Source organism: Proteus cibi, assembly GCF_003144405.1.
GTDB lineage: Bacteria > Pseudomonadota > Gammaproteobacteria > Enterobacterales > Enterobacteriaceae > Proteus > Proteus cibi.
Genome location: NZ_PENW01000008.1, coordinates 174,469 through 199,291, shown reverse-complemented (window position 1 = coordinate 199,291; position 24,823 = coordinate 174,469). Strand labels below are relative to the sequence as shown.

25 protein-coding genes are annotated in these 24,823 nt (G+C 37.0%); 19 read left to right on the top strand and 6 right to left on the bottom strand.

Annotated features, from left to right (window positions below):
• Positions 1 to 161: 161 nt before the first annotated feature.
• Positions 162 to 1,253 (top strand): redox-regulated ATPase YchF, encoded by a 1,092-nt coding sequence (gene ychF / locus DK865_RS03580; RefSeq protein WP_023582042.1) that lies wholly within the window; start codon positions 162 to 164, stop codon positions 1,251 to 1,253.
• Positions 1,254 to 1,564: 311 nt separating this feature from the next.
• A complete protein-coding gene (locus DK865_RS03575; RefSeq protein ID WP_109391211.1) occupies positions 1,565 to 2,182 on the top strand; it encodes a Fic/DOC family protein in 618 nt (205 codons plus the stop codon).
• Here DK865_RS03575 and DK865_RS18710 read toward each other — a convergent pair.
• Entirely contained in the window at positions 2,179 to 2,343 is a 165-nt protein-coding gene (locus DK865_RS18710) for a hypothetical protein (RefSeq protein WP_194295174.1), read from the bottom strand. The genes DK865_RS03575 and DK865_RS18710 overlap by 4 nt on opposite strands.
• Before the next feature lie 221 nt (positions 2,344 to 2,564).
• Between DK865_RS18710 and DK865_RS03570 the strand changes: the two genes are divergently transcribed.
• On the top strand, positions 2,565 to 3,338 hold the full coding sequence (locus tag DK865_RS03570) for a nucleotidyltransferase domain-containing protein (RefSeq protein ID WP_109391210.1): 774 nt from the start codon (positions 2,565 to 2,567) through the stop codon (positions 3,336 to 3,338).
• A gap of 394 nt (positions 3,339 to 3,732) precedes the next feature.
• Here DK865_RS03570 and DK865_RS03565 read toward each other — a convergent pair whose 3' ends face one another.
• Complete coding sequence (locus DK865_RS03565; RefSeq protein WP_109391209.1) at positions 3,733 to 5,709, bottom strand: pentapeptide repeat-containing protein; 1,977 nt, start codon at positions 5,707 to 5,709, stop codon at positions 3,733 to 3,735.
• Positions 5,710 to 6,102: 393 nt separating this feature from the next.
• Here DK865_RS03565 and DK865_RS03560 point away from each other — a divergent pair, with 393 nt between their 5' ends.
• The 10 genes from DK865_RS03560 (at position 6,103) to lhgO (ending at position 15,444) form a co-directional block, all read left to right on the top strand.
• Positions 6,103 to 6,531 carry a PPC domain-containing DNA-binding protein gene (locus tag DK865_RS03560; RefSeq protein ID WP_023582039.1) on the top strand — a complete coding sequence of 143 codons (429 nt, stop codon included), beginning with the start codon at positions 6,103 to 6,105 and terminating at the stop codon, positions 6,529 to 6,531.
• 77 nt (positions 6,532 to 6,608) lie between these two features.
• A complete protein-coding gene (locus tag DK865_RS03555) occupies positions 6,609 to 7,190 on the top strand; it encodes a hypothetical protein (RefSeq protein WP_023582038.1) in 582 nt (193 codons plus the stop codon).
• Between the two features lie 2 nt (positions 7,191 to 7,192).
• A complete protein-coding gene (locus tag DK865_RS03550; protein ID WP_194295173.1) occupies positions 7,193 to 7,897 on the top strand; it encodes an energy-coupling factor transporter transmembrane component T in 705 nt (234 codons plus the stop codon).
• Positions 7,888 to 8,730 (top strand): energy-coupling factor ABC transporter ATP-binding protein, encoded by an 843-nt coding sequence (locus DK865_RS03545; protein WP_109391208.1) that lies wholly within the window; start codon positions 7,888 to 7,890, stop codon positions 8,728 to 8,730. The genes DK865_RS03550 and DK865_RS03545 overlap by 10 nt, the downstream gene beginning before the upstream one ends.
• A complete protein-coding gene (locus DK865_RS03540) occupies positions 8,717 to 9,538 on the top strand; it encodes an energy-coupling factor ABC transporter ATP-binding protein (protein ID WP_109391207.1) in 822 nt (273 codons plus the stop codon). Before DK865_RS03545 ends, DK865_RS03540 begins: the two co-directional genes overlap by 14 nt.
• 57 nt (positions 9,539 to 9,595) lie before the next feature.
• The gene (locus tag DK865_RS03535; RefSeq protein WP_109391206.1) at positions 9,596 to 10,108 is read left to right on the top strand and encodes a DedA family protein; all 513 of its coding nucleotides are present in this window, start codon (positions 9,596 to 9,598) and stop codon (positions 10,106 to 10,108) included.
• 389 nt (positions 10,109 to 10,497) lie between these two features.
• Positions 10,498 to 11,532, top strand: a complete 1,035-nt coding sequence (locus DK865_RS03530; RefSeq protein ID WP_023582033.1) for a TAXI family TRAP transporter solute-binding subunit — start codon at positions 10,498 to 10,500, stop codon at positions 11,530 to 11,532.
• 12 nt (positions 11,533 to 11,544) lie between these two features.
• Entirely contained in the window at positions 11,545 to 13,512 is a 1,968-nt protein-coding gene (locus DK865_RS03525; protein WP_023582032.1) for a TRAP transporter permease, read from the top strand.
• Positions 13,513 to 14,226: a FadR/GntR family transcriptional regulator gene (locus DK865_RS03520; RefSeq protein WP_023582031.1), complete on the top strand. Its 714-nt coding sequence runs from the start codon at positions 13,513 to 13,515 to the stop codon at positions 14,224 to 14,226.
• 15 nt (positions 14,227 to 14,241) lie between these two features.
• Positions 14,242 to 15,444 carry an L-2-hydroxyglutarate oxidase gene (gene lhgO / locus DK865_RS03515; RefSeq protein ID WP_109391205.1) on the top strand — a complete coding sequence of 401 codons (1,203 nt, stop codon included), beginning with the start codon at positions 14,242 to 14,244 and terminating at the stop codon, positions 15,442 to 15,444.
• 63 nt (positions 15,445 to 15,507) lie between these two features.
• Here the strand turns inward: lhgO and DK865_RS03510 are convergent, their stop codons facing one another.
• Positions 15,508 to 16,386, bottom strand: coding sequence for a LysR substrate-binding domain-containing protein (locus DK865_RS03510; RefSeq protein WP_109391236.1), 879 nt, complete (start codon positions 16,384 to 16,386; stop codon positions 15,508 to 15,510).
• 171 nt (positions 16,387 to 16,557) lie between these two features.
• Here DK865_RS03510 and bla point away from each other — a divergent pair, with 171 nt between their 5' ends.
• Positions 16,558 to 17,457 carry a class A beta-lactamase gene (gene bla / locus DK865_RS03505; RefSeq protein ID WP_109391204.1) on the top strand — a complete coding sequence of 300 codons (900 nt, stop codon included), beginning with the start codon at positions 16,558 to 16,560 and terminating at the stop codon, positions 17,455 to 17,457.
• 148 nt (positions 17,458 to 17,605) lie between these two features.
• Here bla and DK865_RS03500 read toward each other — a convergent pair whose 3' ends face one another.
• Positions 17,606 to 18,070, bottom strand: a complete 465-nt coding sequence (locus tag DK865_RS03500; RefSeq protein ID WP_023582027.1) for an Lrp/AsnC family transcriptional regulator — start codon at positions 18,068 to 18,070, stop codon at positions 17,606 to 17,608.
• Positions 18,071 to 18,231: 161 nt separating this feature from the next.
• Here DK865_RS03500 and DK865_RS03495 point away from each other — a divergent pair, with 161 nt between their 5' ends.
• On the top strand, positions 18,232 to 18,843 hold the full coding sequence (locus DK865_RS03495; RefSeq protein WP_023582026.1) for a LysE family translocator: 612 nt from the start codon (positions 18,232 to 18,234) through the stop codon (positions 18,841 to 18,843).
• Between the two features lie 56 nt (positions 18,844 to 18,899).
• Here DK865_RS03495 and DK865_RS03490 read toward each other — a convergent pair whose 3' ends face one another.
• Together DK865_RS03490 and DK865_RS03485 are read right to left on the bottom strand one after the other, a co-directional pair.
• Positions 18,900 to 19,469, bottom strand: coding sequence for a HutD/Ves family protein (locus DK865_RS03490; RefSeq protein WP_109391203.1), 570 nt, complete (start codon positions 19,467 to 19,469; stop codon positions 18,900 to 18,902).
• Between the two features lie 114 nt (positions 19,470 to 19,583).
• Positions 19,584 to 20,999: an aminotransferase-like domain-containing protein gene (locus tag DK865_RS03485; RefSeq protein WP_023582024.1), complete on the bottom strand. Its 1,416-nt coding sequence runs from the start codon at positions 20,997 to 20,999 to the stop codon at positions 19,584 to 19,586.
• Between the two features lie 137 nt (positions 21,000 to 21,136).
• Between DK865_RS03485 and DK865_RS03480 the strand changes: the two genes are divergently transcribed.
• The 4 genes from DK865_RS03480 to DK865_RS03465 all read left to right on the top strand — a co-directional run bounded on the left by DK865_RS03480 (position 21,137) and on the right by DK865_RS03465 (position 24,664).
• Entirely contained in the window at positions 21,137 to 22,471 is a 1,335-nt protein-coding gene (locus DK865_RS03480) for a cytochrome ubiquinol oxidase subunit I (protein ID WP_023582023.1), read from the top strand.
• On the top strand, positions 22,461 to 23,468 hold the full coding sequence (gene cydB / locus DK865_RS03475) for a cytochrome d ubiquinol oxidase subunit II (protein ID WP_023582022.1): 1,008 nt from the start codon (positions 22,461 to 22,463) through the stop codon (positions 23,466 to 23,468). The genes DK865_RS03480 and cydB overlap by 11 nt, the downstream gene beginning before the upstream one ends.
• Positions 23,449 to 23,610 (top strand): DUF2474 domain-containing protein, encoded by a 162-nt coding sequence (locus DK865_RS03470; protein WP_109391202.1) that lies wholly within the window; start codon positions 23,449 to 23,451, stop codon positions 23,608 to 23,610. Before cydB ends, DK865_RS03470 begins: the two co-directional genes overlap by 20 nt.
• A gap of 670 nt (positions 23,611 to 24,280) precedes the next feature.
• Positions 24,281 to 24,664, top strand: a complete 384-nt coding sequence (locus DK865_RS03465) for a DUF805 domain-containing protein (protein ID WP_023582020.1) — start codon at positions 24,281 to 24,283, stop codon at positions 24,662 to 24,664.
• Positions 24,665 to 24,823 lie beyond the last annotated feature (159 nt).

The window sequence follows — 24,823 nt, the reverse complement described above, 5'->3', positions numbered from 1 at the left end:
AATTACTTGATGGGTGAAGTCTCTTTTCGCCCTCTTTTGCGCAATTAATCCCTGACGATTTAATCAAACAGGGATTTGTTCTATAATAGCGCCAAATTTTTTTAACAGCACACAACAGGAATCCTCCCTCCTGTTGTTTTTATGTGACAAGGTGAACGTTTATGGGATTTAAATGTGGTATCGTCGGTCTGCCTAACGTAGGGAAATCAACACTGTTTAATGCCTTAACTAAGGCAGGTATTGAGGCAGCCAACTTCCCATTCTGTACTATTGAGCCAAACACAGGTGTTGTTCCAATGCCTGATCCTCGCTTAGATAAACTAGCTGAAATTGTTAAACCACAGCGTATTTTGCCAACAACAATGGAATTTGTTGATATTGCGGGTTTAGTAAAAGGTGCATCTAAAGGTGAAGGTTTAGGTAACCAATTCCTAACAAATATTCGTGAAACTGAAGCGATTGGCCATGTGGTTCGTTGTTTTGAAAATGACAATATCATTCACGTTGCAGGTAAAGTTGATCCTGCTGAAGATATCGAAACTATCAATACTGAATTAGCCCTTTCTGACTTAGATACCTGTGAACGTGCAATGCACCGTAATCAGAAAAAAGCCAAAGGTGGCGATAAAATTGCTAAAGCGGAAATGGAAGTGTTAGAAAAATGCTTACCGCATTTAGAAAACGCCGGTATGTTACGTGCCTTAGATTTAACTGAAGAAGAAAAAGCGACTATTCGTTATTTAAGCTTCTTAACGTTAAAACCAACAATGTATATTGCAAACGTTAATGAAGATGGTTTTGAAAACAATCCTTATCTTGAAACTGTTCGCAAAATTGCAGAAGCGGAAGGCTCTGTGGTTGTTCCTGTTTGTGCCGCGATTGAAGCAGATATTGCCGAATTAGAAGATGCGGAACGTGAAGAGTTTATGCAAGACTTAGGTATCGAAGAGCCTGGCTTAAACCGTGTTATTCGCGCGGGTTACGCACTACTGAACTTACAAACCTACTTCACTGCTGGCGTTAAAGAAGTTCGTGCATGGACAATCCCTGTGGGTGCAACAGCACCACAAGCTGCGGGTAAAATCCACACTGACTTTGAGAAAGGCTTTATCCGTGCTCAAACTATCGCTTATAACGATTTTATCACTTACGGTGGTGAACAAGGCGCTAAAGAAGCAGGTAAAATGCGTGCAGAAGGTAAAGAGTATATTGTTCAAGACGGCGATGTCATGAACTTCTTATTTAATGTGTAAACTTATACTCTAGTCTCATACTGTTTCACAAAGTATCATTTTATAAAAAAATAGCATAAAATTCATTGCATTAACTGGGTTTTATGCTTTTTTTATGTCTCATTCAGTTTCATAAAAGCCTATAATTTAACCCATTCTTAATTAATCCTTTGATTTATGGATGGTTATTATTTTATTGAACCTAGCCACCGCTTATACTCTAAATAATTCGAAGTGCAGCTAGGCGACAAGTAAATGAGTCGCTAGAGCATACATAAGTATGTGACTAGTGCAGTCAACAACGCTGCAACTTGAAGTATGACGAGTATAAAATGAATAGATATGATGTATCTAATAGCGAAGGAAAATTTGCTGATGGTTCCGATGAAGAGGTACTGGCTAACAAGCTAGAGCTTTCAAACGTTGATGATATCAATGATGCTGAGCTTGTCCTGTTAGAAAAACTGTATCAAGTCATTTTTGAAGAACAATTTCCAACAGAGCAAATTACCGCATCACTTATCCAGCGCTGGCACCAGCAATGGTTAGGGAATGTTTACGAGTGGGCAGGTCAATTACGCACAGTAAATATTAGCAAGGGTGGCTTTATGTTTGCCTCTGCGGGTCGTGTTGCAAAGTTACTTGCTCAATTTGAAAGAGAGTTTCTAGCGAAGTACACGCCTTGCACCAATATGAGCCGAGAACAAGTCATAGAGGCTATTGCCACGGTGCATGTGGAGTTAATTCTGATACATCCGTTTAGGGAAGGAAATGGGCGATTATCGCGCTTACTCGCTGATGTGATGGCAGTACAAGCTGGTTTTCCGTCGTTAGACTATGAAAGTTGGACTCAACACCCCGAGCAGTACATTGCAGCCATCCACGCAGGGCTAAACCTTAACTATGAACCTATGAAATATTGGGTTAATGAAGCCTTAAAAGAGAACTAGATCGCCAGTTTCAAATACCCAAACTTCTCACGCTTCACTTTCATCTCTTCTTCAAGCCGACGGGACTCCTGCCCTGTTTCAATCGCCGTAGAGGTTGCTACCGAACGAATGAGCTGGGTGCGAGTTGGTCTTGTTGCTTGAATTAATTCATTCTTTTTCATGGTAATCTCACTTCAAACGGGCGATAGTGTATTTTATCATCGTTAGTTTATATGGCAACATAGATCACTTTTCTAGTTAAAAATTTTACAGCACAACGTTATTTCATTTCCGTCTGCTCTGAGCGAGGAGCGGACATTGCGATATGATAGTTTGGATGCTAGAATTTCATGCTCAAAATGCCTGTTATCAAGAAAAATAACATTAGCAAACAGGAAAATAGATGGCCACCGATCATAACAATTTTATATCCCAGCCCAATCATGTGGAAATTCAACCTGCATTCTCACGTATAATTGAATGTGTTGTGACTAATCTAACTCATTGCTTTCCTAACCTTATACACAGTATATACGTATACGGAAGTGTAGCTGAAGGCAGAGCAGAGGAAGGTAAGTCTGATTTGGATATGACAGTCATTTTCAAACATGAACTCGATCGGGCTACTAAAGAACAATTTGCAACGGTTCAGTCTGTTCTTGAAAAAAATAATCCAGTTATCAGCAAAATTGATTTTGATTGTGGTCTGCTGGGACAGGTTCTCGATCCAAATAATGTTCTCAGTTGGGGATACTGGATTAAGCATCACTGTCACTGCGTTTATGGCGAGGATTTGGGTCATCACTTTCAAGCTTTCAAACCTTCAAAAGCTATTGCAGTAGCTGTGAATGGTGACTTTATGCAGGTTTTGGACAAACTAGTAATTCAGATAAAAACATCTTCTAACGAAAACAAAAAGTTACAGCTTCAGCGCTCGGCTGCGCGAAAACTTATCAGAGCAACCAACATCCTTCGTAGTGAACAAGATAATGACTGGCCTGACTCTCTCCATGAGTACCGTGCCAAATTTAATTCACGATATCCTGCACTAGTGGAAGATATGGACTACCTGTTGGAAATTAGCATTAAACCCCAAAGTGGCATAACAGACTTCGAAAAACGGGTTATGGCATTTGCCCGCTGGCTTAGCTCCGAATTTAATAGCCAAAAAGCCTAACCAGATGCTCTTGTTAATCTCTTAAATAACCAACCTCCGCTTCTGGCACCAAACTGCCTGTCAGATTATGTTATACTCTATGCAATAGATTAGTGTTTTATACTGATGTAGTTTTACTTTGATAATCTTATACGTACTATTTTATCAGACACCTTGTTCTAAATGAGTACACCGTTGAGTACAAAAATAAATAACTTAAAGTTAAATCATTATAAATCAAACCGATACACCATAAATTTAGGTTTAATGTGTAAATACCTTATTACTGACAAAAAACAACGTATTCGCGTCGTTTTTTTATTTAGAAATCAATCAAATAATACATTAATTTAACTTATTCCTCGCCAACAATGTGTTTTTAACTAAACAATAATTATTTTTATTTCTAAGTAAATCATCGCCAATGCGGAGGCATAATAACATTATAAATATTATTAAAGTTTTCTTTTACATAAGAACTCATTTTTGAAGAAAGAATATCAGTACATGTAAATGCATTATTTTTCCCTAACAATCTGCTTTCCCAGTCATTAAAATAATCATTCATTAGATCTGCATTTAATTCATTTGCTTTTTTTAGTAACGCATAAGCGTACATTCTTAATATTTGAGGTGAATCACTTTCTGTGCCAAATACAACACTCGATGAGTATTTAACAAATAGCGTTGCGAGACTTAATAAATATTTGGATTTTTCTTCATTATTTAATGACTCAATGTCAAAGCCTTGACAAAGTGCTTGATAATGTTCTTCTTTCAACGAGGTATATTTAATATTATCATTTGAAAAAACTAAGAAGTTATTAAATATGTCAGCCAATTTTTGTTGATTCTCAATACTCACTAATTTTTGTTTAGGCTCAATAAAATTACCTATAAAAGCAGAATAAAATTGATTATAGAAATTATCTAAGTTTAATATTGGCAATATTTTACGATACATAATCTTATTGATACTTTCATTATAATTTATTTTAAACACATTAAAATCTTCATTAAATAAATTATTATAGTCAATTTCTCCTATAGCTTTATTTTCACCATTAACATAGAGAAAAAAATTAGTCCAACTCACATCATGTTCTGTATCATTCGGAAATAACATATTCGCTAAATTCTCATGACTAATTATAATAACTTTATTGTCATTGCGAACAATAAAATTATTCTTATTAAGAAGAATATAATTGTTATAATCTTTTTCACTCCAATCTACTTTATGATTTCCATTACCAAAATCTTCTTTTTCAACAAAAGGTTTAACTTCATCTAGATTAAGATATTTTTCATATAATACTCTGGCTTTTTCTTGAATGCTTTTATTATCATGGTAAAGAGATAACGCCATTAACTCAATAAATTCATTATTACGTTCTATCATAAAGTGCTTATCTTCATACCGACTATCATCAAATAAAGAAATCACATCCAAACAAAAATCCAATTTATTTTTAAGTAATTCATTAGAGAATATTTTCTCATGATGTTTTGTATTATCATTTATTTTATTTAAAAATATCTTTTTTGTGAAATTCCTAATTTTGTTATTTTCAAGATAAAAATCTTTTGAAAAAATATTATTTAACATTGAATCAAAAGGTAACTTATTGAACTCATCATCACGCAATGAAAGTAACTTATCGATTATCTGATTCATAAGTGATATTTTTATATTGTAGTATTTATCATCTATAGAATTAATCGTCGTAAATACTGAATATTCTCTATAAAGATTATCTAAACTAGATTCATTAAGGTGAAAGTGAAAATTAAAACTTATCTCAGCGCCATCAAGTTTTGCATTTGAATAATCAGCATTATTTGCCTTAACTTTAGCGCCAGTCAAATTACTATTTATAAATAGTAAGTTATTTAGATGCGCTACGGTCAAATCAACATTTGAGAGGTTAGAGCCTGAAAAATTAACATCGATAGGTTCGTCTGTACTACTCATAACGTACGAAGAATCAAAATTAGCCGTTCTAAGATCTTTATTTTTAAAATCAATACCAATTAAATTTCTATACCTATAATCTTTATTTTCAAAATTATTTGCGAGCAACCATGCTTTGCTGTTTTTTATATCCTCTGTATTTTTTTCATTGCGTTCGAATTCATATCCACCTATATGATTATTTTTAACCTCCTTTAATTTCGCAAATAAAAAATTATATTTATTTAATTTTTTCATTTCAAGATAATGACCATTAGAATTTTTTTCTAATTTTAATTGTGCATTTGTTGATTTTATTCTTAATATTTTTTCTGCAAAATGTATATTTCTTAAGGAGGGATTGCGCTTCGCTAAATCAACAGCGGCGACAGAACTTCTCATGACATACGCTTTAAGATATAAAGATACATTATTCATAATTAACACCAATATATAATCGATTAAGAGTGATAAAAACCCAAAAAATATTTATATAAGCTCCTTTTATTGATTATTAAGCAATCTAATCATTTAGCTACCGCATCTAAACAAGAGTGTTAAAACATTAAGGATAAGTATTTTTAATTATTCTTATTTTCCTCTCTATATCTCCTCATAAGCGAATCTTTTACTATAAAAAATTTATTTGTCACCAAAGCATTATTATCTATTCCCTCTTGCGATTTTTCTATTAATAATACACTGCAATTATTTTATACTTTACAGATGTAAGCTAAAACTAAGCTTTATCTTATCGGGTTTGCTACCTTTAACATCTAAAATAACGCTAACCTACTCAATGTAGTACAATAAATCATCAGGATAACCATCATGTTTCAACCTCAATCACTCTCCTCTACTACGCGTTTTTTTGCTGTTAGATTATTACCTGGTGAAGACGTGATTGCGGTACTACGTCAGTTTATTCAGCAAAATAACTTACAATCCGCTTTTATTGCTGGTTGTGTGGGAAGCCTAACAGATGTGGTATTACGCTTTGCAGGACGCGAAGATAATCGCTATCTTACAGGTAAATTTGAAATCGTTTCACTCATTGGCACATTAGATGAACAAGGTGAACATTTGCATTTAGCAATTTCAGATGAAAATGGATTCATGTGTGGTGGACATATGATGCCAGGTTGTACAGTGCGCACGACGCTAGAGCTCGTTATTGGTGAGTTAGAGCAAGTGACTTTTAGCCGTCAGCCTTGTGAACACTCTGGTTATGAGGAGTTGGTCATCACACCGCGTAAATAACCTTGTTATAGAAAGAACGTTATTAGCGCAAAATAATAAAGCCAATAGTCACTATCCTTTGTAAAGGTTTTTAAACTATGTCTACAATTCCTCAAATCTCGAGCCGTACTCTTGTGCTCATTGTTGTTTCTATTGCAATAAATATGATCGGGGGGCAAATCACCTCAATGGTCAAACTTCCTATCTTTTTAGACTCTATCGGAACGCTTATTTGTGCCTTATTAGGTGGTCCGTGGGTTGCATTATTTACCGGATTATTAACCAACCTATTATGGGGATTAATTAGTGGTCCAATGGCTGCGGCATTTGCACCTGTGGCAATGATGATAGGATTGAGTGCAGGTTTATTAGCGCGTGCCGGTGGCTTTCGTTCATTAATCCGTGTTATTGGCTCAGGCATCATTATTACTTTAGCGTTAATGATTGTTGCGGTTCCAATTCGGACTTATTTATTTGGTGGTGCAACCGGAAGTGGTGCGGATTTTTTTGTCGCTTATTTTCATGCCGTTGGTGAGGGGCTGATTGAGTCTGTTGCAATTACTGTATTAGGTGCAAATCTCGCCGATAAAATATTATCAGCGATTATTGCTTGGTTATTAGTGCGTCAATTACCACAAAAAACACAACGCAACTTCCCTGCAATGGCTAAGGTTCGCTAATAATGCATCCTTTCACCTCATTGGCATTATGGCTTTGGCTAAGTGCTAGTGTACTTTTTTTATCTTTAAGCTTACCACTGCTGATTATCAGCAGTGGGACTTTTATTAGCGTATTACTTTGGAGAGCCTCTCGCTGGCGTTGGCGCTTTATTGCATGGTTGATGATCCCCATGGCGATAGGCTTATGGTTAGTTCATAGCGGTTGGCTTACTTATTGGTTAACTGGTGGTATTTTAGATACCAGTCAACAAACCATGGCAATAACGCTATGGTTAAGATTATTAACAATAATAAGCGGTGCTCAGTTGTGGTTACAATATACTTCAACCGAACAATTTATTAGGGCATTATTTGCTAGTCGTCTACCGATGAGCCTTTCCTATTTATTCGCTGGCCCTTTGTTACTTGTAGAACAATTACACCAACAATTACACAATATAAGAGAAGCACAATTAGCACGAGGTGTACCTCTTGATGGTTCATTCTGGCAACGTCTAATTACATTGCCTGCCATTATCCTGCCGCTAATCAGTCATGTATTAAGTGATCTGACTATTCGTAGTGCTGCATTAGATATGCGAGGATTTCGTATTATTGCAAAACGTACCACGCTTTCTCCTCCTGCCGATACACCACTACAAGCGCTATTTCGCTATTTTATTTTACTGCTTATCTTTGTTGAAGGAGCTATTTGGCTATGGTACTAAATCTTCAGCAATTTAGTTTTACTCCTAAAGACGACGAACACCCAATCATTGGTCCAATTGATCTGCAATTAAAGCAGGGAGAATGGCTTGTTGTTTTGGGAGGAAATGGAAGTGGAAAAAGTCTTCTTGCTCAATTACTCGCAGGTTGGTTCCCCGATTTATTAACAGGCGCAGTGCAAGGCTTGGGAATTGTACAAAATATTGCTCTGGATAAAAGTCGATTAGTGTCACTCGCCCCCGGAAGACAACTCGTTCAACAATCTCCTCAATTACAACTTTCAGGTTGTGCTTTTACAGTAGAACAAGAGATTGCTTTTGGTCCTGAAAATTTGGGATTAAGTGATAATGAAATTCGATTTCGTGTAAAAGAAGCAATGAAATTAACACAATGTGACCACCTTCGTTTTCGCCACCCTTCAACACTTTCAGGCGGAGAAGCTCAGCGTGTTGTGATTGCAAGCGCCCTTGCCATGCACCCTAAATTATTATTGCTTGATGAAGCATTTAGTCGTTTAACACCTAATGCAACACACCAATTACAGCAGTGCATTAAACAGTACGCACAAGAGCACAAATGCAGTGTGATTATTTTTGAACGTAACTTATTGCCAGCAATAACACTGAGTGAACAATTTTTATTATTAGAAGCCGGAAAAACCAAGGCAACAGGCGCCTTAAAGGATATATTTCCTTTTTTATTTACAACAATTAATGCACCTGACGCTTGGCTCGCTTTAAATTGGTTAATTGAAAATCATCATTGGAATAAAAATATTGTCAATAACGATAAAGCGTTACTTAAGGCTTTTAAGGAATTTTATGTTACAGCTTGATAAAGTGACTTATCGTTGGAGTGAAGATGTTCCCCCTTGTATTTCTCAATTATCTTTAACGTTAAATCAAGGTGAGTGGATAACACTTGTTGGTGATAATGGTGCGGGTAAATCAACCTTATTACGTTTAATTGCCGGATTGTTAACACCTAATGAAGGTGAGATAAAACTCAATAATCAGTTATTATCTCAAATGAAAGCAGAGCAACGTGCTCAATATATTGGCGTATTATTCCAAGAGCCTGAACGACAAATATTTCATAATACCGTAGAAAAAGAAGTCTCTTTTGGTCTAAAACAACGTAAGTATTCTAAAGAAGAGATTAAAAAACGCTTAGATGAAACATTAAGACTTTGCAATTTAAGTAATGTCGCGGATGTTCATCCTTTAGATTTACATGCAGGTCAACGCAGAATGGTTGCTGTCGCAAGTTTGAGTATTCTATCACCTCAAATATTACTGCTTGATGAACCGACTCGCGATTTCGATGCACATTGGCTAGCTTGTTTTGAGAACTGGCTTCAGGTACAAAAAACATTAGGCACATCTGTTCTTGCTATTAGCCATGATCTTGATTTTACGGCACGTCATTTTCAGCGGGTTATTCATTTATCTTCAGGAAAGTTAATTGCTGATGGCGCCCCTGAAAACGTATTAATGAGCTCAACGCTGCAATCCCTTTCTGATATACCTGCGCCTACACTATACTCATTAAGCCAAAAATTAAAATTACCGATTAAAAACTCTCCCATTGAATGGGCGACAATGTTAATTGAAATGAATAAGAAGCGTAAAATTAACTCATAATAATCTTAAGGTTTATCCTTATAATTGTATTTATTATGCGTGGTTGGAGATAATACAATGGAAATTATTCACACCCTATTAGACTCATTGGGCAATTTATCTCCTATTACCCTTTTTCTTTCCATTACATTAATCACAGCAGGAAAATCGACTATTGGTATTTCTTCATTCTTACCTCCCGCCTCTTTAATGCTGATCTTTATTTTTGGTGCTTGCTTACCTCTTTATTCTCCTATCTTTCTTTGGTTAGCAACCAGTTGTGGCGCACTACTAGGTTCAATAATTAGCTATGAATTAGGCCGTTCTATTTATCGATTTCCCCGACTTAAAACATGGGTTAAACGTTATCAGTCAAAAATTAATCGCGTTCAACAACTATTGAAAAATAAAACCCACTATATTTTATTTATTTCTCGATTTCTTGCCGTGTTTCGTTATTTAACGCCTTTTAGTGCTGGTTTATTAAGACTACCGACATACCCTATTTACATCACCAGTGCTATTTCTGCATTAATTTGGTCAGCAATGTTTGTGCTGATTGCGACAGGCGTACTTTCCATTGCGCTATAAGATCTGCAATTACCCCTAAACCTTACTTATTTTCTTAACACTAAAATGGTCTATTTTTCCCTTTCTTTATGGGATTATTTAACGATTTTCTGAGTCCTTCTATTTTTTCATTTTATTTTTTAATATCGATAAATTGATTATTTTTTAGCTTATTTTATCGTTTCTCTAACACGTTATTGATATTTTCTTTTGCGTTTTATGACTATCACCATAATTATGATTAAAAATTACATAATTACTATGTTGATCACAAATTGTTATTTTATTGTTTTAATTTCATTACCTCACTTCACAATTCCTTAACGTCCCTTATTTCTATAAAAGTTGTCATGTTGTATACAAGTTGATGTGAAACATTCACCTGCGTTTTTATGTACAGGAACAACATCATGAGAATAAGAAAAACAAAGCTTGCCATCGGTATTGTTGCTGTTATTGCTGTTGTCTCATTAGCAGTAATCGGCAAAAAAGAGAATGCGAATAAACAATTTCTCTCTGTAGCAACCGCCTCAACAGGAGGAACGTATTATCCGATGGGAGTGGGTTTAGCAAACGTATGGAGTACACATCTTAAGGATAGAGGTGTTCAAGTGACAGGCCAATCTTCTGCGGGCTCAATAGAAAACATCTATTTAATGCAGAAAAATGAAGCTCAACTTTCAATACTACAAAGCCTTTTAGCCGTAGAGGCTTATGAAGGGGTTCGTAATTTTGAAGGCAAACCAGAAAAAGATCTGCGTTCAATTTCGATGTTATGGCCGAATGTTGAACACTTTGTTTTAATGGATAACAAAGTAAAAACAGGCACATTAGACGATATTCGCGCGACGAGCTTTTCTGTCGGTCCTCAAGCCAGCGGTACTGAACAATCCACGATTATTATTCTTCAAGGCGTGAATTTAACTAAAAAAGATATCACACCTGAATACCTTGGATATGGCGATACCGTTTCTGCCATGCGAGATGGTCGCCTTGATGGTGGTGCATTACCTGCTGGGGTGCCCGCTTCTGCGGTAACTGATATGTACGCAAGTGGTGTCAGTGCAAAATTACTCGAGGTCACAGATAAGCAACTTGATGATATCAATCATGTGGCGAATTCATGGTTTCGTTTTGAAATCCCCGCCAATACCTACCCTCGTCAAACGGAAAAGGTCAATACGATTGCTCAACCTAATATCTTAATGACCACAACCAGCATTGATAATGATCTGGTTTATGAGTTGACAAAAACCATGTTTGAGAACCTTCCTGAGGTTCATCAAGTGCATAGTGCAGCCAAGTACATCACCACAGAAAATGCATTAAAAGGGGTTTCTGTGCCATTACATTTAGGGGCTTACCGCTATTACAAAGAGATCGGGTTAGAGATCCCTGATTACCTTATTCCACCAGAAGCTCAAACGCAGACTAATAATAAATAACAGGAGTGAGTTATGACTAACAATGACCACCTAACTCCGGTAGAGCCACCTGCATTAGATAAAGAAGCAAGCTCCGGCAATCGCCAACTTGCAGGTATTTACCTGAAAATTACCACGACTCTTGCAATATTAATTTCGCTTTACGCGATTTATTCCAACGCATTATCAAATACCCAAGAATTTTACCGTAATACTATTTTTCTTAGCGGTATTTTAATTTTAGGCTTTATTTTGTTTCCATTCTCTAAGCGTTTTTCAACGCCTAAATTTAATGGATGGGACTATCTTTTTATTGCTTTAACATTAATCAGTTATGGCTATTTTTTCTTTAATTACGTTGATCTTCACGTTGTAAGAAAAAGTATTCCAAATACTACCGATTATGTCATGGCTATATTAGGCATTATTGTACTGTTTGAAGCCGCAAGAAGAACCACTGGGTATTTCATTCCAGGGCTTGCTACTTTCGCCATTATCTATGCTTTATTTGGTCAGTATTTTATGGGGATTTTCGGTCATGCAGGGTTCTCTGTAGAAAGATTGTTATACCGTTTATTTATGACCAGTGAAGGTATTTTTGGGATCACCCTTTCAACCGCATCAACGGCAATTGTTGTCTTTATTCTTTTTGGTTCGTTCTTAAGTGTGAGTGGTGCAACCGCACTGTTTAATGACTTAGCACTGGCTCTTGCGGGGCGTCGCCGTGGCGGTCCGGCTCAAGTCGCGGTTATTTCATCTGCATTAACCGGTTCATTAAGTGGAAGTGCTGTCGCTAACGTTGCAACAACGGGGACTTTTACCATTCCTTTAATGAAAAGCATTGGATTAACACCTCGCTTTGCTGGTGCCGTAGAAGCAACAGCATCAACGGGCGGAATGATAATGCCACCGATTATGGGTGCTGCCGCATTTATTATGGCGGGCTTTTTAGGCATTTCTTATACCACAATTGTTATTGCCGCGATTATTCCAGCGTTGTTGTATTACGCCGCTTTAATTATGGCAATTGATATTGAAGCCAAAAAACAAGGATTAAAAGGTTTAAGTAAAGAGAATATCCCGCAAGTGAAAGCGGTATTAAAAGCGCGTGGTTTATTATTACTGCCTTTAGTGATTGTTATTGGTACCTTATTAGTAGGGAAAACACCTATTTATGCAGGTTTCTTAGGTATTCTGACCATTATTGTTGCAAGTTGGATAACACCCGATAAATCCGTCCGTATGACATTAACCAAAGTCGCTGATGCCTTAGCTGAAGCGGCTCGAGGCTCTGTTCAAGTCACTGTCGCTTGTGCTGCCATTGGTGTCATTATCTGTGTTGTTACGATGACGGGTATTGGTGCAACATTGGCCTTTAATATTGTCTCAATGACAGATAATACATTATGGATGATCTTATTAGTCGTTATGCTGGTGTGTATTGTATTAAGTATGGGTTTACCTTCAACGGCGTTATATATTGTTGTAGCCGTTACAGTGTCACCTATCTTAATTAAAGCGGGTGTAATGCCTTTAGCTGCTCACTTCTTTGTTTTTTGGTTCGGTGCTTTATCCAATATTACCCCACCAGTAGCATTAGCAAGTTATACCGCTGCCAGTATTGCAAGAGCGGACCCAATGCAAACATCATGGGATGCGGTTCGTTTAGCACTTCCCGGTTTTATTATTCCGTTTATTTTAGTCTATAACCCTGCTTTACTGATGCAAGGCGATAATTTAGGTGTACTTTCTATTGGATTAATGATTATTAGTGCATTAATCGGAATTTATGCACTCAGTATCGCGACAGCAAACTTCTGGATGATTAAAACAACGTGGTTTGAGCGCATTGCATTTACAGTAGCGGCAATTCTAATGATTAAACCGGGCTTATATACCGACCTTTTAGGTGTCGCCTTGATCCTATTAACCGGTGCATTCCATTTATTACGGTCTAAAAAACAGTTAACTAATATGGGACATGCATCTGGAGAAAACTAGATGATACAAAAGATCTCACGCCAAAAAGCGTCGCATCAAATTCTTGAGCAGATAAAGCAAAATATTAGTAACGGAACTTACCCTATTGGTGAAAAGTTACCCTCTGAAAATGTACTTGCTGACGCCTTTGGCGTCAGTCGAGTCCCTATCAGAGAAGCATTAGGTGTCTTAGAAGCGAGTGGAATTATTACCTCTCGTCAAGGTGGTGGGCGACGTGTTATTGACCATTCCATCTTGAGTAAATATGAACCATTAGTAATGGAAATTGCTTGCCCTGAAGAGATAGGTTCACTGCTTGAAATGCGTGAGGTCATTGAACATGAAGCGGCAGCTATTGCCGCTTTACGTCGAACACCAGAAGAATTACGCGCTATTGAAAATGCTCACGATGCCTTTGTTTTAGCAACAAGACAAAACAAAAATATTGGTCATGAAGAAGATTATCAATTTCATCGATCGATTATGGTCGCTTCCCATAATCCTTTTTTTGTTCGGATTTTAGATAACATGCATGAACTTTATCTTGGGGTATTAATGTATTCATTAAGCCAAAATAAAGGTCGAGAAATGGAAACAGAACGTGTTATTGCAGAACATGAAGCAATTGTTGAATCAATACGCCAGCAAGATCACGATGAAACAAGCCATAGAATGCGTCTTCATTTAACCAATGTACGTGGCAAATTAAAGCGTTTACAACAAAAAATCAGTTAACTCACTATTTGTAAAATGGATAATATTATGACTTATGACGTTATTATCATCGGTGCAGGATTAGTCGGATTAGGCGTTGCCAGTGCATTACAAGAAAGCCAACCTGAACTTAAATTACTGGTGATTGATAAAGAATCAGGCCCTGCTGTTCACCAGAGTGGGCATAACAGTAATGTTGTTCATTCAGGTATTTATTACACACCAGGAAGCCTTAAAGCAAGGTTAGCAAAACAAGGCAATATAACGACATATGCATTTTGCCAACAGCATAATCTCTATTATGATCGTTGTGGCAAAGTTATTGTTGCTACCAATGAAAAAGAGTTAAAAGCGTTAGAAAATATCTATCAACGTGGCATCGAAAACGGGCTTGAAGTGATCAAAATGACTGAAGCTGAGCTTAAAGTCAGAGAACCTTATGTCAATGGTATTGCTGCTCTATTAGTGCCTGATGCAGGTATTGTGAATTACCCTGAAATTGCAGCGAAACATGTTGAAATTATTCAATCACGTGGCGGTAAATTTGTGTTTGGACAAGCGGTTACAGCCATTAATGAAACCGATGACACTGTCACTGTCACAACATCCAATAATCAATTTACAGGCAAATGGTTGATTAATTGTGCCGGCTTATTTAGTGATCGTATTGCTAAAATGGCAGGTTATGACACTGGCATGAAAATAGTCCCATTTCGTGGTGAATATTTTATGCTTAATGCTAATAAAAACTACTTAGTAAACCACCTTATCTACCCTGTTCCTAATCCTGACTTTCCCTTCTTAGGCGTACACTTTACACGTATGTATAACGGACATCGTGATGTTGGTCCTAATGCAGTATTAGCGTTTAAACGTGAAGGCTATAAAAAAAGCGATATTAACTTAAAAGATCTTGCTGAAGTGCTCACTTATAAAGGCTTTTGGAAAATTGCTGGAAATTATTTAGGTGAAGGAATGGCAGAGCTTCGCCGCTCATATTCACGTAAATTATTTACTGCCAATGCACAAAAACTCATTCCTGATTTACGTGAAGCAGATATTCATCCCGGTCCTGCGGGTGTTCGAGCCCAAGCATTAACTCGTGAAGGGAAATTAGTGGACGATTTCCATTTTGTAAAAGGAAAACGCTCACTGCATGTTTGTAATGCTCCATCACCTGCGGCAACGGCATCGATTGAAATAGGCAGAGAAATAGTAAAAGAACATTTTTCTTTGTAATTGAAAGAAGATACTGCGAGTAAAAATAATAAATAGCACTGAAATTCATCAGTGCTATTTATATCACTCACAACATTCTTTTAGTGCTTCACTCATTAACCACTGCTGAAATATTTCCATTGATGCTGTCATTGGCTTTGACTTTAAATATGTTAGCCAATATTTTCCTAATTCAACTTCTATTTTAAAGGGTTGTATTAACTGACCATTCTTAATTTCTCTTGAAAACATTTTTACGGGTGCTAATGCAACGCCCCCTTCATAAATTGCACTTTCAATCATTAAACGTGAAGAGTCAAAAATAGACCCCGTTATTTTTATTGGCGATATTCCTGCTTTTTCAAACCATTGTAACCACTCATCTTCTCGATATGAGCGATATAAGTTTTCATTTATTAAATCTGTCGGATGTTGTAAACGCTTCGCGGTATCTGATGAACATAACACCGTTAATGGCGCAGAAAATAGCGCTTTATTATGTGTCAATGGCCATAGCCCCTCACCAAATCGAATAGCAAAATCCAATCCTTCAGTCGCTAAATTAACCACATTATTATTGGTTCTTAAATTTACTTCTATTCTTGGATAGAGTTGCCTGAATTTCGCCAATCGGGGTAATAACCATCCCACCGCAAATGTACCGACAGCCGCAATGGAAACCACATCTCGATATTCACCACGTTCAAATTGCTTAAATACACGCTCAATATCACTAAAAGCCGTTGTTAATACAGAAAATAAGATCTGCGCGTCATCCGTCATTTCTAAGCCACGAGGCAACCGCTTAAAAAGAATAACGCCAAGTCGATCTTCTAACATCCTCACTTGTTGGCTAACAGCCCCTTGCGTGACATACAGCTCTAATGCCGCTTTGGTAAAATTAAGATGTCTTGCTGATGCTTCAAATGCACGTAATGCATTTAAGGGGAGATGAGTTCGCATAGTACGCTTAGCCATTAGATTTTCTATAAGCTAAGGTGATTTATTATCGATTGTCAATAAATCAATTAAATAGGATATTGCACCGTATAAATAAACGGCGCTATATCTACTCAATAACTGTCTATTTATATTGATATTTTCTTCATTAAATTAAGATGAGCAACAATAACTATGTTTAAAAAAAAATTTCGCCATACAGTGGCGATCGCAGTTTCATTAATATCTCTATTGGCATCTCCAATACTATTAGCTAACACCAACAACACGATTGAAGAGCAATTAAGTACACTTGAAAAATATGGTAAAGGTCGTTTAGGCGTTGCTTTAATCAACACGGAAGATAACTCACAAATAACATACCGTGGTGAAGAACGCTTTGCTATGGCAAGTACAAGTAAGGTTATGGCCGTTGCCACTGTTTTAAAAGAGAGTGAAAAACAAGCGGGATTATTAGATAAGAATATTACGATTAAAAAATCTGATTTAGTTGTTTACAGCCCTATTACAGAAAAACATTTAGTAACAGGAATGTCATTGGCTCAATTAAGTGCTGCTACATTGCAATATAGTGATAATACAGCAATGAATAAAATATTAGATTATTTAGGCGGCCCAGCCAAAGTCACTCAATTTGCACGTTCAATCAATGATGTGACTTATCGCCTAGATCGTAAAGAGCCTGAATTAAATACCGCACTTCATGGTGATCCCCGTGATACGACTTCTCCAATTGCCATGGCTAAAAGCCTTCAAGCATTGACATTAGGTGACGCACTAGGTCTATCTCAACGTCAACAACTTGTTACTTGGTTACAAGGTAATACAACAGGTGATCACAGTATTAAAGCAGGTTTACCAAAACACTGGATTGTTGGCGATAAAACCGGCAGTGGTGATTATGGTACAACTAACGATATCGCCGTTATTTGGCCAGAAAACCATGCACCATTAATTTTAGTCGTCTATTTTACACAGCAAGAAAAAGATGCAAAATACCGTAAAGATATTATTGCTAAAGCGGCTGAAATTGTCACAAAACCATTTATCACATCACCCCAAAAAGAGTCATAACACGCTATTGTAAACATCAATAACAATAAAAAAGCTGAGTACAATTTTGTTTGTCTCAGCTTTTTTGCTTTATTTTTTATTATATCTTTCGTCTAACTTTGCTATGCAATGTGTATCAGTCATCTCAAATAAGATAGTTGTTATCATATTAAAGTGGTAAAGCAAAACTCACTTTTACCGTTTCCATTGGTACTTCTGTTTTTATACTTTGGATACTTGGAATTTGCGTTAAATAATCAGCATGAAAGCGACGATACGTTGCTAAATCTTTCGTCACAATTCGAATAAGAGCATCGCATTCACCCGCCATTAAATGGCACTCAACCACTTCAGGTAGCACCTTAATAGCTTTTACAAATTCTTCAATAGTTTCAGCATCTTGTGCTCTAAACCAAATCCTTGCGAATAAAGATAATCCTGCATCAACCTTACTACCATCTAATACAGCAACATAGCGAGTGATCACGCCAGACTCTTCAAGTAAGCGCACGCGACGAAGACAAGGAGAAGGTGAGAGTCCAACCTCTTTTGCCAGCTCAATGTTCTGGATTTTGCCATCACGTTGGAGCACCTGCAAAATATGTTTATCTATCTTATCTAATTTTATTGACATCAAAGATTAACCTTAATTCTATTTGTGGAATTTTATTGCCAATTAATTCTTTTTGTTAGCAACAAAGCAACCCGATTTTTTCGAAAACATCATATAATCTTTCCGCTAAATTTCACAGCAAAAACGATATTTCTCTTAAACTCTCTTTATCAGGTGAAAAGATGGAATTTAACACTTTATTATTATTTGCACTGACGGTTCTACCGCTGATATGTACACCTGGACCAGATATTCTTTTTATCTCATCCCAAGGACTATCAGGGGGGATGAAATCTGCATGGATTGCCAACGCTGGTGTTATATCAGGCTATTTAACCCATGCATTACTGAGCGCATTAGGGCTTGCCGCCTTAGTATCCGCATCCCCCATGTTATTTCATTTACTCAAATGGGTTGGTGTGTTCTATATCAGCTATCTTGCAGCCAGAATGTTGATATCCGCCTGCCAAAAAGGTCAATTAGCCCTTGATGCGTCAAAAACCTCTCACTTATTTCGTAAAGGTTTTTTAACCAGTTTTCTAAATCCTAAAGGACTCTTAGTTTATCTCGCTATTTTACCAAACTTTATTGATAATCATAATGATATCGCAACACAATCATTGCTGTTATCTGGGATATTTATCACGACTTGCTTAATTATTTATGGTCTACTCGGCACCTTTTTTGCTTATATTGGTTTAAAAGGTGGTTTAAGTGAGAAACGTCGCCGTTGTAATGATGGTATTGCGGGTGGATTACTTACTTTTGCTGCACTTAATCTGGCTTTAAATTAGCCTTAATCCTAAGCACTATTTATTATTCTAGTCAGAATTTGACCACAAGAATGTTTCTATTTAAGTGGTCGAATATCTGCCCATAATAATTGGCAATGCGTGGTTAACGGTCTTAACTCACCTTCTCGAATATCAGGTAACCACCAAGCCCCCTGTCCTTTTGATAAACTCTGGCAAGTTGCGCCGATTAAAGCCCATTCACCTTGAGTGACATAAATTAACCCCGCATGAGCACTCGGTAAAATAAGTGGTTGGGTTACTAAGGTCGTCTCTGCTTTCCAGCATGTCCGACGCACCATAATATTTAGACACTTTACGCCACCTTTAATCAGCTCAGATTTAACATGGATATCACCTGAAAAATCAAAAGGCTGATAAGAGTCTGTAACGGAATGACTAAGAAAACCGGGGCTATTTAAATTAATACCATTACCTTCTAATAGCACCATTTGCCGCTCGATGTCAGGAAACTGTCCTAATGAGCTATTCTCTTCAATGGAGGTGATACACGCTCGCCATGAAAAATCATTATTAACGGGCCAACACACAATTTCTTGCGTTGTGCCTTTTTGATTATTCCATGGTATTAGCGGTAACTCTTGTTGATCAAAACAACGTAGCTTCATTGTATCCTCCTGCAATATCTGGCTATCAGTCTGATAATGAGGTTAAGGATTAATCATTGGAGATTACCGCCAATAAATCAATAGCTAACTTTTAAAACTGTGCGCTGACGTCAGCTATTTACGTCGTAATTTTCTGCACCCTTCACCAATAATTTCCATTCCTTTTTCAGTACGACTATTCCATTGAAAAGAAGAATTTAAACGAAATGCATGATTAAATTGAGAACTGGTGGAAAACATGGAACCCGGCGCAATACTGACACCTCTTTCTAATGCGAAGTGATAGAGTTTATTTGCATCAAATGATGATTCAAACTCTAACCAGAGAAAATATCCGCCTGATGGAATATTCACTTTTACATCTTCTGGTAAATGCGCTTGTATCGCTTGCAACATACGATAACGCCGTTGTTCTAGCAGTAATCTTAATCGGCGAAGATGTGTATCGTAGCCACCTTGTGACAAATAATCAGCAATAGCTTGTTGTGTTGGCATGCTCGCAGACACAGTACTCATCATTTGCAACTGCTGGATTTTTGTTGCGTGTTTTCCGGCTGCAACCCAACCCACACGAAATCCTGGCGCAAGGCATTTAGAAAAAGAAGCACAATGCAAAACGCTATTTGTTTTATCAAAACCTTTTACTGGCATAGGTGCTTTCTGATTGTTATAGAGTTCACCATACACATCATCTTCGATTAGCGTTATCTGTTTCCTCACTAATATATCCACCAGCCTTATTTTATTTTCATCCGGCATTGTTCCACCTAATGGATTTTGACAATGACTCATCAACCAACAGGCTTTAATATCGTATTGCTCAACCACTTTTTCGAGTTCGTCTAAACAAATCCCTGTTACTGGATCTGTTTTAATAGCAATCGCTTTTAAGCGTAAACGCTCAATGGCTTGTAATGCACCATAAAATGCAGGTGATTCAATTACAACCCAATCACCCGGTTCAGTAACCGCTTGTAAACTAAAACTGAGGGACTCCATTGCCCCCGCAGTAATCACAATTTCATCTGGAGAGACATGAATTCCTTGTAATGCATAGCGTTGCGCAATGTTACGGCGTAACTTTTCATTTCCTGGTGGTAGATTGATCACTGAACTTTGGGGCGCTAAATGCCTTGCCGCAGAAGCCAATGCGCTACTTAATTTAGGTTGAATAAATAAGCTGGGATCGGGGAAAGCGGAACCAAAAGGAATAATTTCAGGATCTTTACACGCTTGAAGTACGTTAAAAATAGAGGTGCTTATTTCAACATTTTCACTCATGTGTAGCCCTTTACTGGCTGTCACTTGCCCAAAACGATTATTACGATGTGCAACGTAATAACCGGATTGTGGTCGCGCTGTTATCCATCCTTGACTTTCTAATAACTGATACGATTGTAAAACCGTCATTAAACTTAAACCTGATTGTTTCACCGTATCCCGCAATGAAGGTAAACGGTCGCCAGATTGCCAGATATTATCTTCAATTTGTTGGCGTATTTGCGCTGCAAGCTGTTCATATCGAGTCATATAAAACTGTTTACCTCAAAACTGTTATAGTCATTTTTAAACTTATTGTCACTATTATAGCTTACTGTCATATGGTCTACTAATCCACACGATTTACCTGCAATTTATATTTTTATATCAATAAAACGAGGTTTTTTATGCTTGGGTTAAGTGCCTTTGATTTGGCGCGTATCCAGTTTGCGTTCACAGTTTCTTTTCATATTATCTTCCCTGCAATTACTATTGGACTGGCTAGCTTTTTGGCCGTATTGGAAGGATTATGGTTAAAAACTCGCAATAAGGATTATTTAGCGCTATTCCATTTTTGGTCAAAAATATTCGCGGTTAACTTTGCGATGGGCGTTGTCTCGGGTTTGGTCATGGCCTATCAATTTGGAACCAACTGGAGCTTTTTCTCTGATTTTGCGGGCTCAATTACCGGCCCTCTACTCACTTATGAAGTACTTACCGCTTTCTTCTTAGAAGCCGGTTTTTTAGGTGTGATGCTATTTGGTTGGAATAAAGTAGGTGAAAAACTTCACTTTTTCGCAACCTGTATGGTGGCATTAGGTACATTAATGTCTACGTTTTGGATCTTGGCATCAAATAGTTGGATGCAAACACCACAAGGGTTTGAAATTATAAATAACCAAGTCGTTCCCGTAGATTGGATTGCCGTGATTTTTAACCCATCGTTCCCTTATCGCCTTGCTCATATGGGAGTTGCTGCGTTCCTTGCTTCTGCCTTCTTTATCGCAGCCTCTGCTTCATGGCATCTGCTCAAAGGGCATAAAACATCAGCCATGAAAAAGATGCTTTCAATGTCTTTATGGATGATTTTAATTTTAGCCCCTATTCAAGCACTCATTGGCGATGTCCATGGTTTAAACACCTTAAAACATCAACCCGCTAAAATTGCCGCTATTGAAGGGCACTGGAAAAATGAACCAGGAGAAGCAACACCGTTAATTCTCTTTGGTGTACCTGATATGGATGCCGAAGAAACGAAATATAAGATAGAAATTCCTTATCTTGGCAGCATGATCTTAACCCATAGCCTAGAAAAACAAGTTCCAGCATTAAAAGAATTTCCTAAAGAAGACCGACCTAACTCACTTATCGTTTTCTGGTCTTTCCGTCTGATGGTTGGTCTTGGCATGTTAATGATTTTAGTCGGTGTTTGGGGAACTTGGTTGCGCTATAAAAAGAAACTTTATGAATCTAAAGCTTTCTTACGTTTAACTTTCTTAATGGCGCCTTCGGGTCTTATCGCTATTCTTGCTGGTTGGTTTACAACAGAAGTAGGACGTCAACCTTGGGTTGTTTATGGCATACAGCGAACACGAGATGCCGTATCTGCACATGGCGAAATGCATATGAGTATAAGTCTGCTGATCTTTTTCGTTGTTTATGGCTCTGTATTCGGTGTTGGATATGCCTATATGTTAAAACTCATCCGTAAAGGTACACCGGAGGTTCATCATGGGAATTGATTTACCAGTCATTTGGTTCGTCATTATCGTATTTAGTACGTTAATGTATATTGTAATGGATGGTTTCGATCTGGGTATCGGTATGCTTTATCCATTGATTAAAAGCGACCAAGATCGTGACTTAATGATGAATACCGTTGCTCCCGTATGGGATGGTAACGAAACATGGTTAGTCCTAGGAGGAGCCGCTTTATTCGGTGCCTTTCCATTAGCTTACGCAGTTATTCTGGATGCTTTGGCAATGCCGTTAACATTAATGCTTGTCGCATTAATTTTCCGGGGTGTCGCTTTTGAATTTCGTTTTAAAGCCGATGACAATCACAAAGGCTTTTGGGATAAATCATTTATCTTTGGTTCTATCCTAGCCACCTTTATGCAAGGTGTTGTCGTGGGCAGCGTTGTTCAAGGGTTACCCGTTATTAATCGTGCCTTTGCAGGTAGTTATTTTGACTGGTTATCCCCTTTTGCACTCTTTTGTGGATTTGGATTAGTTATCGCCTATTCATTATTAGGATGTGGCTGGCTGATTATGAAAACCGAAGGTCATTTACAGCAGAGTTTATATAAAGTGGCGAAACCTCTTACACTTATTATGCTTGCAGTCATTGCAGCTGTCAGTGCATGGACGCCCTTAGCACAACCTGCCATTGCTGAACGTTGGTTCACATTACCAAATCTGTTCTTCTTTTTACCTGTTCCTCTTTTAGTGTTGTACAGCACTTGGTTGATTTTACGCTCAGTGAAAACACAAGGTCATTACCTTCCTTTCTTTGGTGCCTTGGCATTAATCTTCTTAGGGTTTGCAGGATTAGGGATCAGTATTTGGCCTAATATTATTCCACCAGCAATTAGTTTTGTAGAGGCCTCTGCACCACCAGAAAGCCAAGGATTTATGCTAGTTGGAGCACTGTTTATTATTCCAATTATTCTCGTTTATACATTCTGGAGTTATTACGTTTTCAGAGGAAAAACAAATTATGAAGAAGGTTATCACTGATCCACAAATAAAAAATAAGCCCTCATTATTAAAAAAATGGGGATGGTTGATGACTATTTGGTTTTGTAGTGTTTTAGCCTTATTCGCTGTTTCTTCCCTCTTCCGTTTTTTAATGACGTTAGCTGGAATGAAAGTTAAGTAAAGGCAATGTATATACAGCAATATAATTAATTAGCACCCAATACGGTAAGCAAGAAGAGAAGTAAAGAAAGGGCGGAAGTTATCTTCCGCCCTTTTATCTATATTTAAGCGAGTAGATTGCCGTTTAATGTCATTTAAACTTAACTTATTCTTATTAGATACGCTTTAAACAGCAAATTTTATATAAATTTTTTTGTTATAAAAGAAAATGCAAAAGCAAATATTTTCATTTTTCCATAATTAACTAAATTTAAATCAAACTTCTTGATAAAACCACTTTAAACACATCATTTTTGATTAACATTAAGAGATAAAATCTTTTTTATGTATTTATTACGATAAATAAAGATATAAACAATCCTATCTAAAGTCATCTTCTCTAGAAAATAAGACGGAATGAATGTTGAATTAAGTTTCCAAAGTAATTATGATATCGCCGCCTAGAGGGTTTATATCTGTATTATTCTCTATAAAGACACGCTAAATGTGTCATTTAGATGTGCCCATCTGATTAATTCGAGAATTCAATCCATCCCTATTAAAAAAAGGGTGGATAATGGATGGTGTCTATTAAAAATAGATATTTTGCTAATTTAGATTTATCTTAATTGCTAAGAAAGATCACTTAAACTAGGCTTACGTATTGTTGCTACTAAATTAAGGATGAAGTTATGAATTGGTATTTGGAAGTCATTAAAAATAATTACGCTAACTTTTCAGGTCGTGCTCGCCGAAAAGAATATTGGATGTTTACTCTAGTAAATACCATTATTATTACTGTTCTATATGCTATTTTAATTTCATCAGTAGATATGTATACCGGTGAAATGAGTACACTAGGTTCAATTGCAGGGATTATTATTGGTATTTATTCTTTAGCGATTATCGTGCCTAGCCTTGCAGTGACTATTCGTCGTTTCCACGATCAAGATAAATCAGGTTGGATGTTCTTACTTGCATTTATTCCTGCTGTTGGTGGATTGATTGTTTTTGTCTTTATGTGCCTTGAAGGTACTAAAGGTGACAACAGATTCGGCCCAGATCCTAAAGCTTAATCTATTGCTGAATGACTCTGACAATACAGTGAGTGCACCTACATTAAGTTTACTCACTGTATTAATTGATTTTCCCACCTTGATCCCGCCCCTCTAAAACCCTTCTTTTTTACACTTATCGTATTGATTCTTAAGTTTTTTATTATTAATTCGACCCTG

Bases quoted from the DNA above. Each gene is read 5' to 3' on its own strand.
- DK865_RS03465 (WP_023582020.1), top strand. From the start codon at position 24,281: ATGAATTGGTATTTGGAAGTCATTAAAAATAATTACGCTAACTTTTCA.
- lhgO (WP_109391205.1), top strand. From the start codon at position 14,242: ATGGATAATATTATGACTTATGACGTTATTATCATCGGTGCAGGATTA.
- DK865_RS03520 (WP_023582031.1), top strand. From the start codon at position 13,513: ATGATACAAAAGATCTCACGCCAAAAAGCGTCGCATCAAATTCTTGAG.
- DK865_RS03530 (WP_023582033.1), top strand. From the start codon at position 10,498: ATGAGAATAAGAAAAACAAAGCTTGCCATCGGTATTGTTGCTGTTATT.
- DK865_RS03525 (WP_023582032.1), top strand. From the start codon at position 11,545: ATGACTAACAATGACCACCTAACTCCGGTAGAGCCACCTGCATTAGAT.
- DK865_RS03565 (WP_109391209.1), bottom strand. From the start codon at position 5,709: ATGAATAATGTATCTTTATATCTTAAAGCGTATGTCATGAGAAGTTCT.
- DK865_RS03510 (WP_109391236.1), bottom strand. From the start codon at position 16,386: ATGCGAACTCATCTCCCCTTAAATGCATTACGTGCATTTGAAGCATCA.
- DK865_RS03550 (WP_194295173.1), top strand. From the start codon at position 7,193: ATGCATCCTTTCACCTCATTGGCATTATGGCTTTGGCTAAGTGCTAGT.
- DK865_RS03540 (WP_109391207.1), top strand. From the start codon at position 8,717: ATGTTACAGCTTGATAAAGTGACTTATCGTTGGAGTGAAGATGTTCCC.
- bla (WP_109391204.1), top strand. From the start codon at position 16,558: ATGTTTAAAAAAAAATTTCGCCATACAGTGGCGATCGCAGTTTCATTA.
- DK865_RS03560 (WP_023582039.1), top strand. From the start codon at position 6,103: ATGTTTCAACCTCAATCACTCTCCTCTACTACGCGTTTTTTTGCTGTT.
- ychF (WP_023582042.1), top strand. From the start codon at position 162: ATGGGATTTAAATGTGGTATCGTCGGTCTGCCTAACGTAGGGAAATCA.
- DK865_RS03500 (WP_023582027.1), bottom strand. From the start codon at position 18,070: ATGTCAATAAAATTAGATAAGATAGATAAACATATTTTGCAGGTGCTC.
- DK865_RS03570 (WP_109391210.1), top strand. From the start codon at position 2,565: ATGGCCACCGATCATAACAATTTTATATCCCAGCCCAATCATGTGGAA.
- cydB (WP_023582022.1), top strand. From the start codon at position 22,461: ATGGGAATTGATTTACCAGTCATTTGGTTCGTCATTATCGTATTTAGT.
- DK865_RS03480 (WP_023582023.1), top strand. From the start codon at position 21,137: ATGCTTGGGTTAAGTGCCTTTGATTTGGCGCGTATCCAGTTTGCGTTC.
- DK865_RS18710 (WP_194295174.1), bottom strand. From the start codon at position 2,343: ATGAAAAAGAATGAATTAATTCAAGCAACAAGACCAACTCGCACCCAG.
- DK865_RS03490 (WP_109391203.1), bottom strand. From the start codon at position 19,469: ATGAAGCTACGTTGTTTTGATCAACAAGAGTTACCGCTAATACCATGG.
- DK865_RS03470 (WP_109391202.1), top strand. From the start codon at position 23,449: ATGAAGAAGGTTATCACTGATCCACAAATAAAAAATAAGCCCTCATTA.
- DK865_RS03535 (WP_109391206.1), top strand. From the start codon at position 9,596: ATGGAAATTATTCACACCCTATTAGACTCATTGGGCAATTTATCTCCT.
- DK865_RS03555 (WP_023582038.1), top strand. From the start codon at position 6,609: ATGTCTACAATTCCTCAAATCTCGAGCCGTACTCTTGTGCTCATTGTT.
- DK865_RS03495 (WP_023582026.1), top strand. From the start codon at position 18,232: ATGGAATTTAACACTTTATTATTATTTGCACTGACGGTTCTACCGCTG.
- DK865_RS03575 (WP_109391211.1), top strand. From the start codon at position 1,565: ATGAATAGATATGATGTATCTAATAGCGAAGGAAAATTTGCTGATGGT.
- DK865_RS03485 (WP_023582024.1), bottom strand. From the start codon at position 20,999: ATGACTCGATATGAACAGCTTGCAGCGCAAATACGCCAACAAATTGAA.
- DK865_RS03545 (WP_109391208.1), top strand. From the start codon at position 7,888: ATGGTACTAAATCTTCAGCAATTTAGTTTTACTCCTAAAGACGACGAA.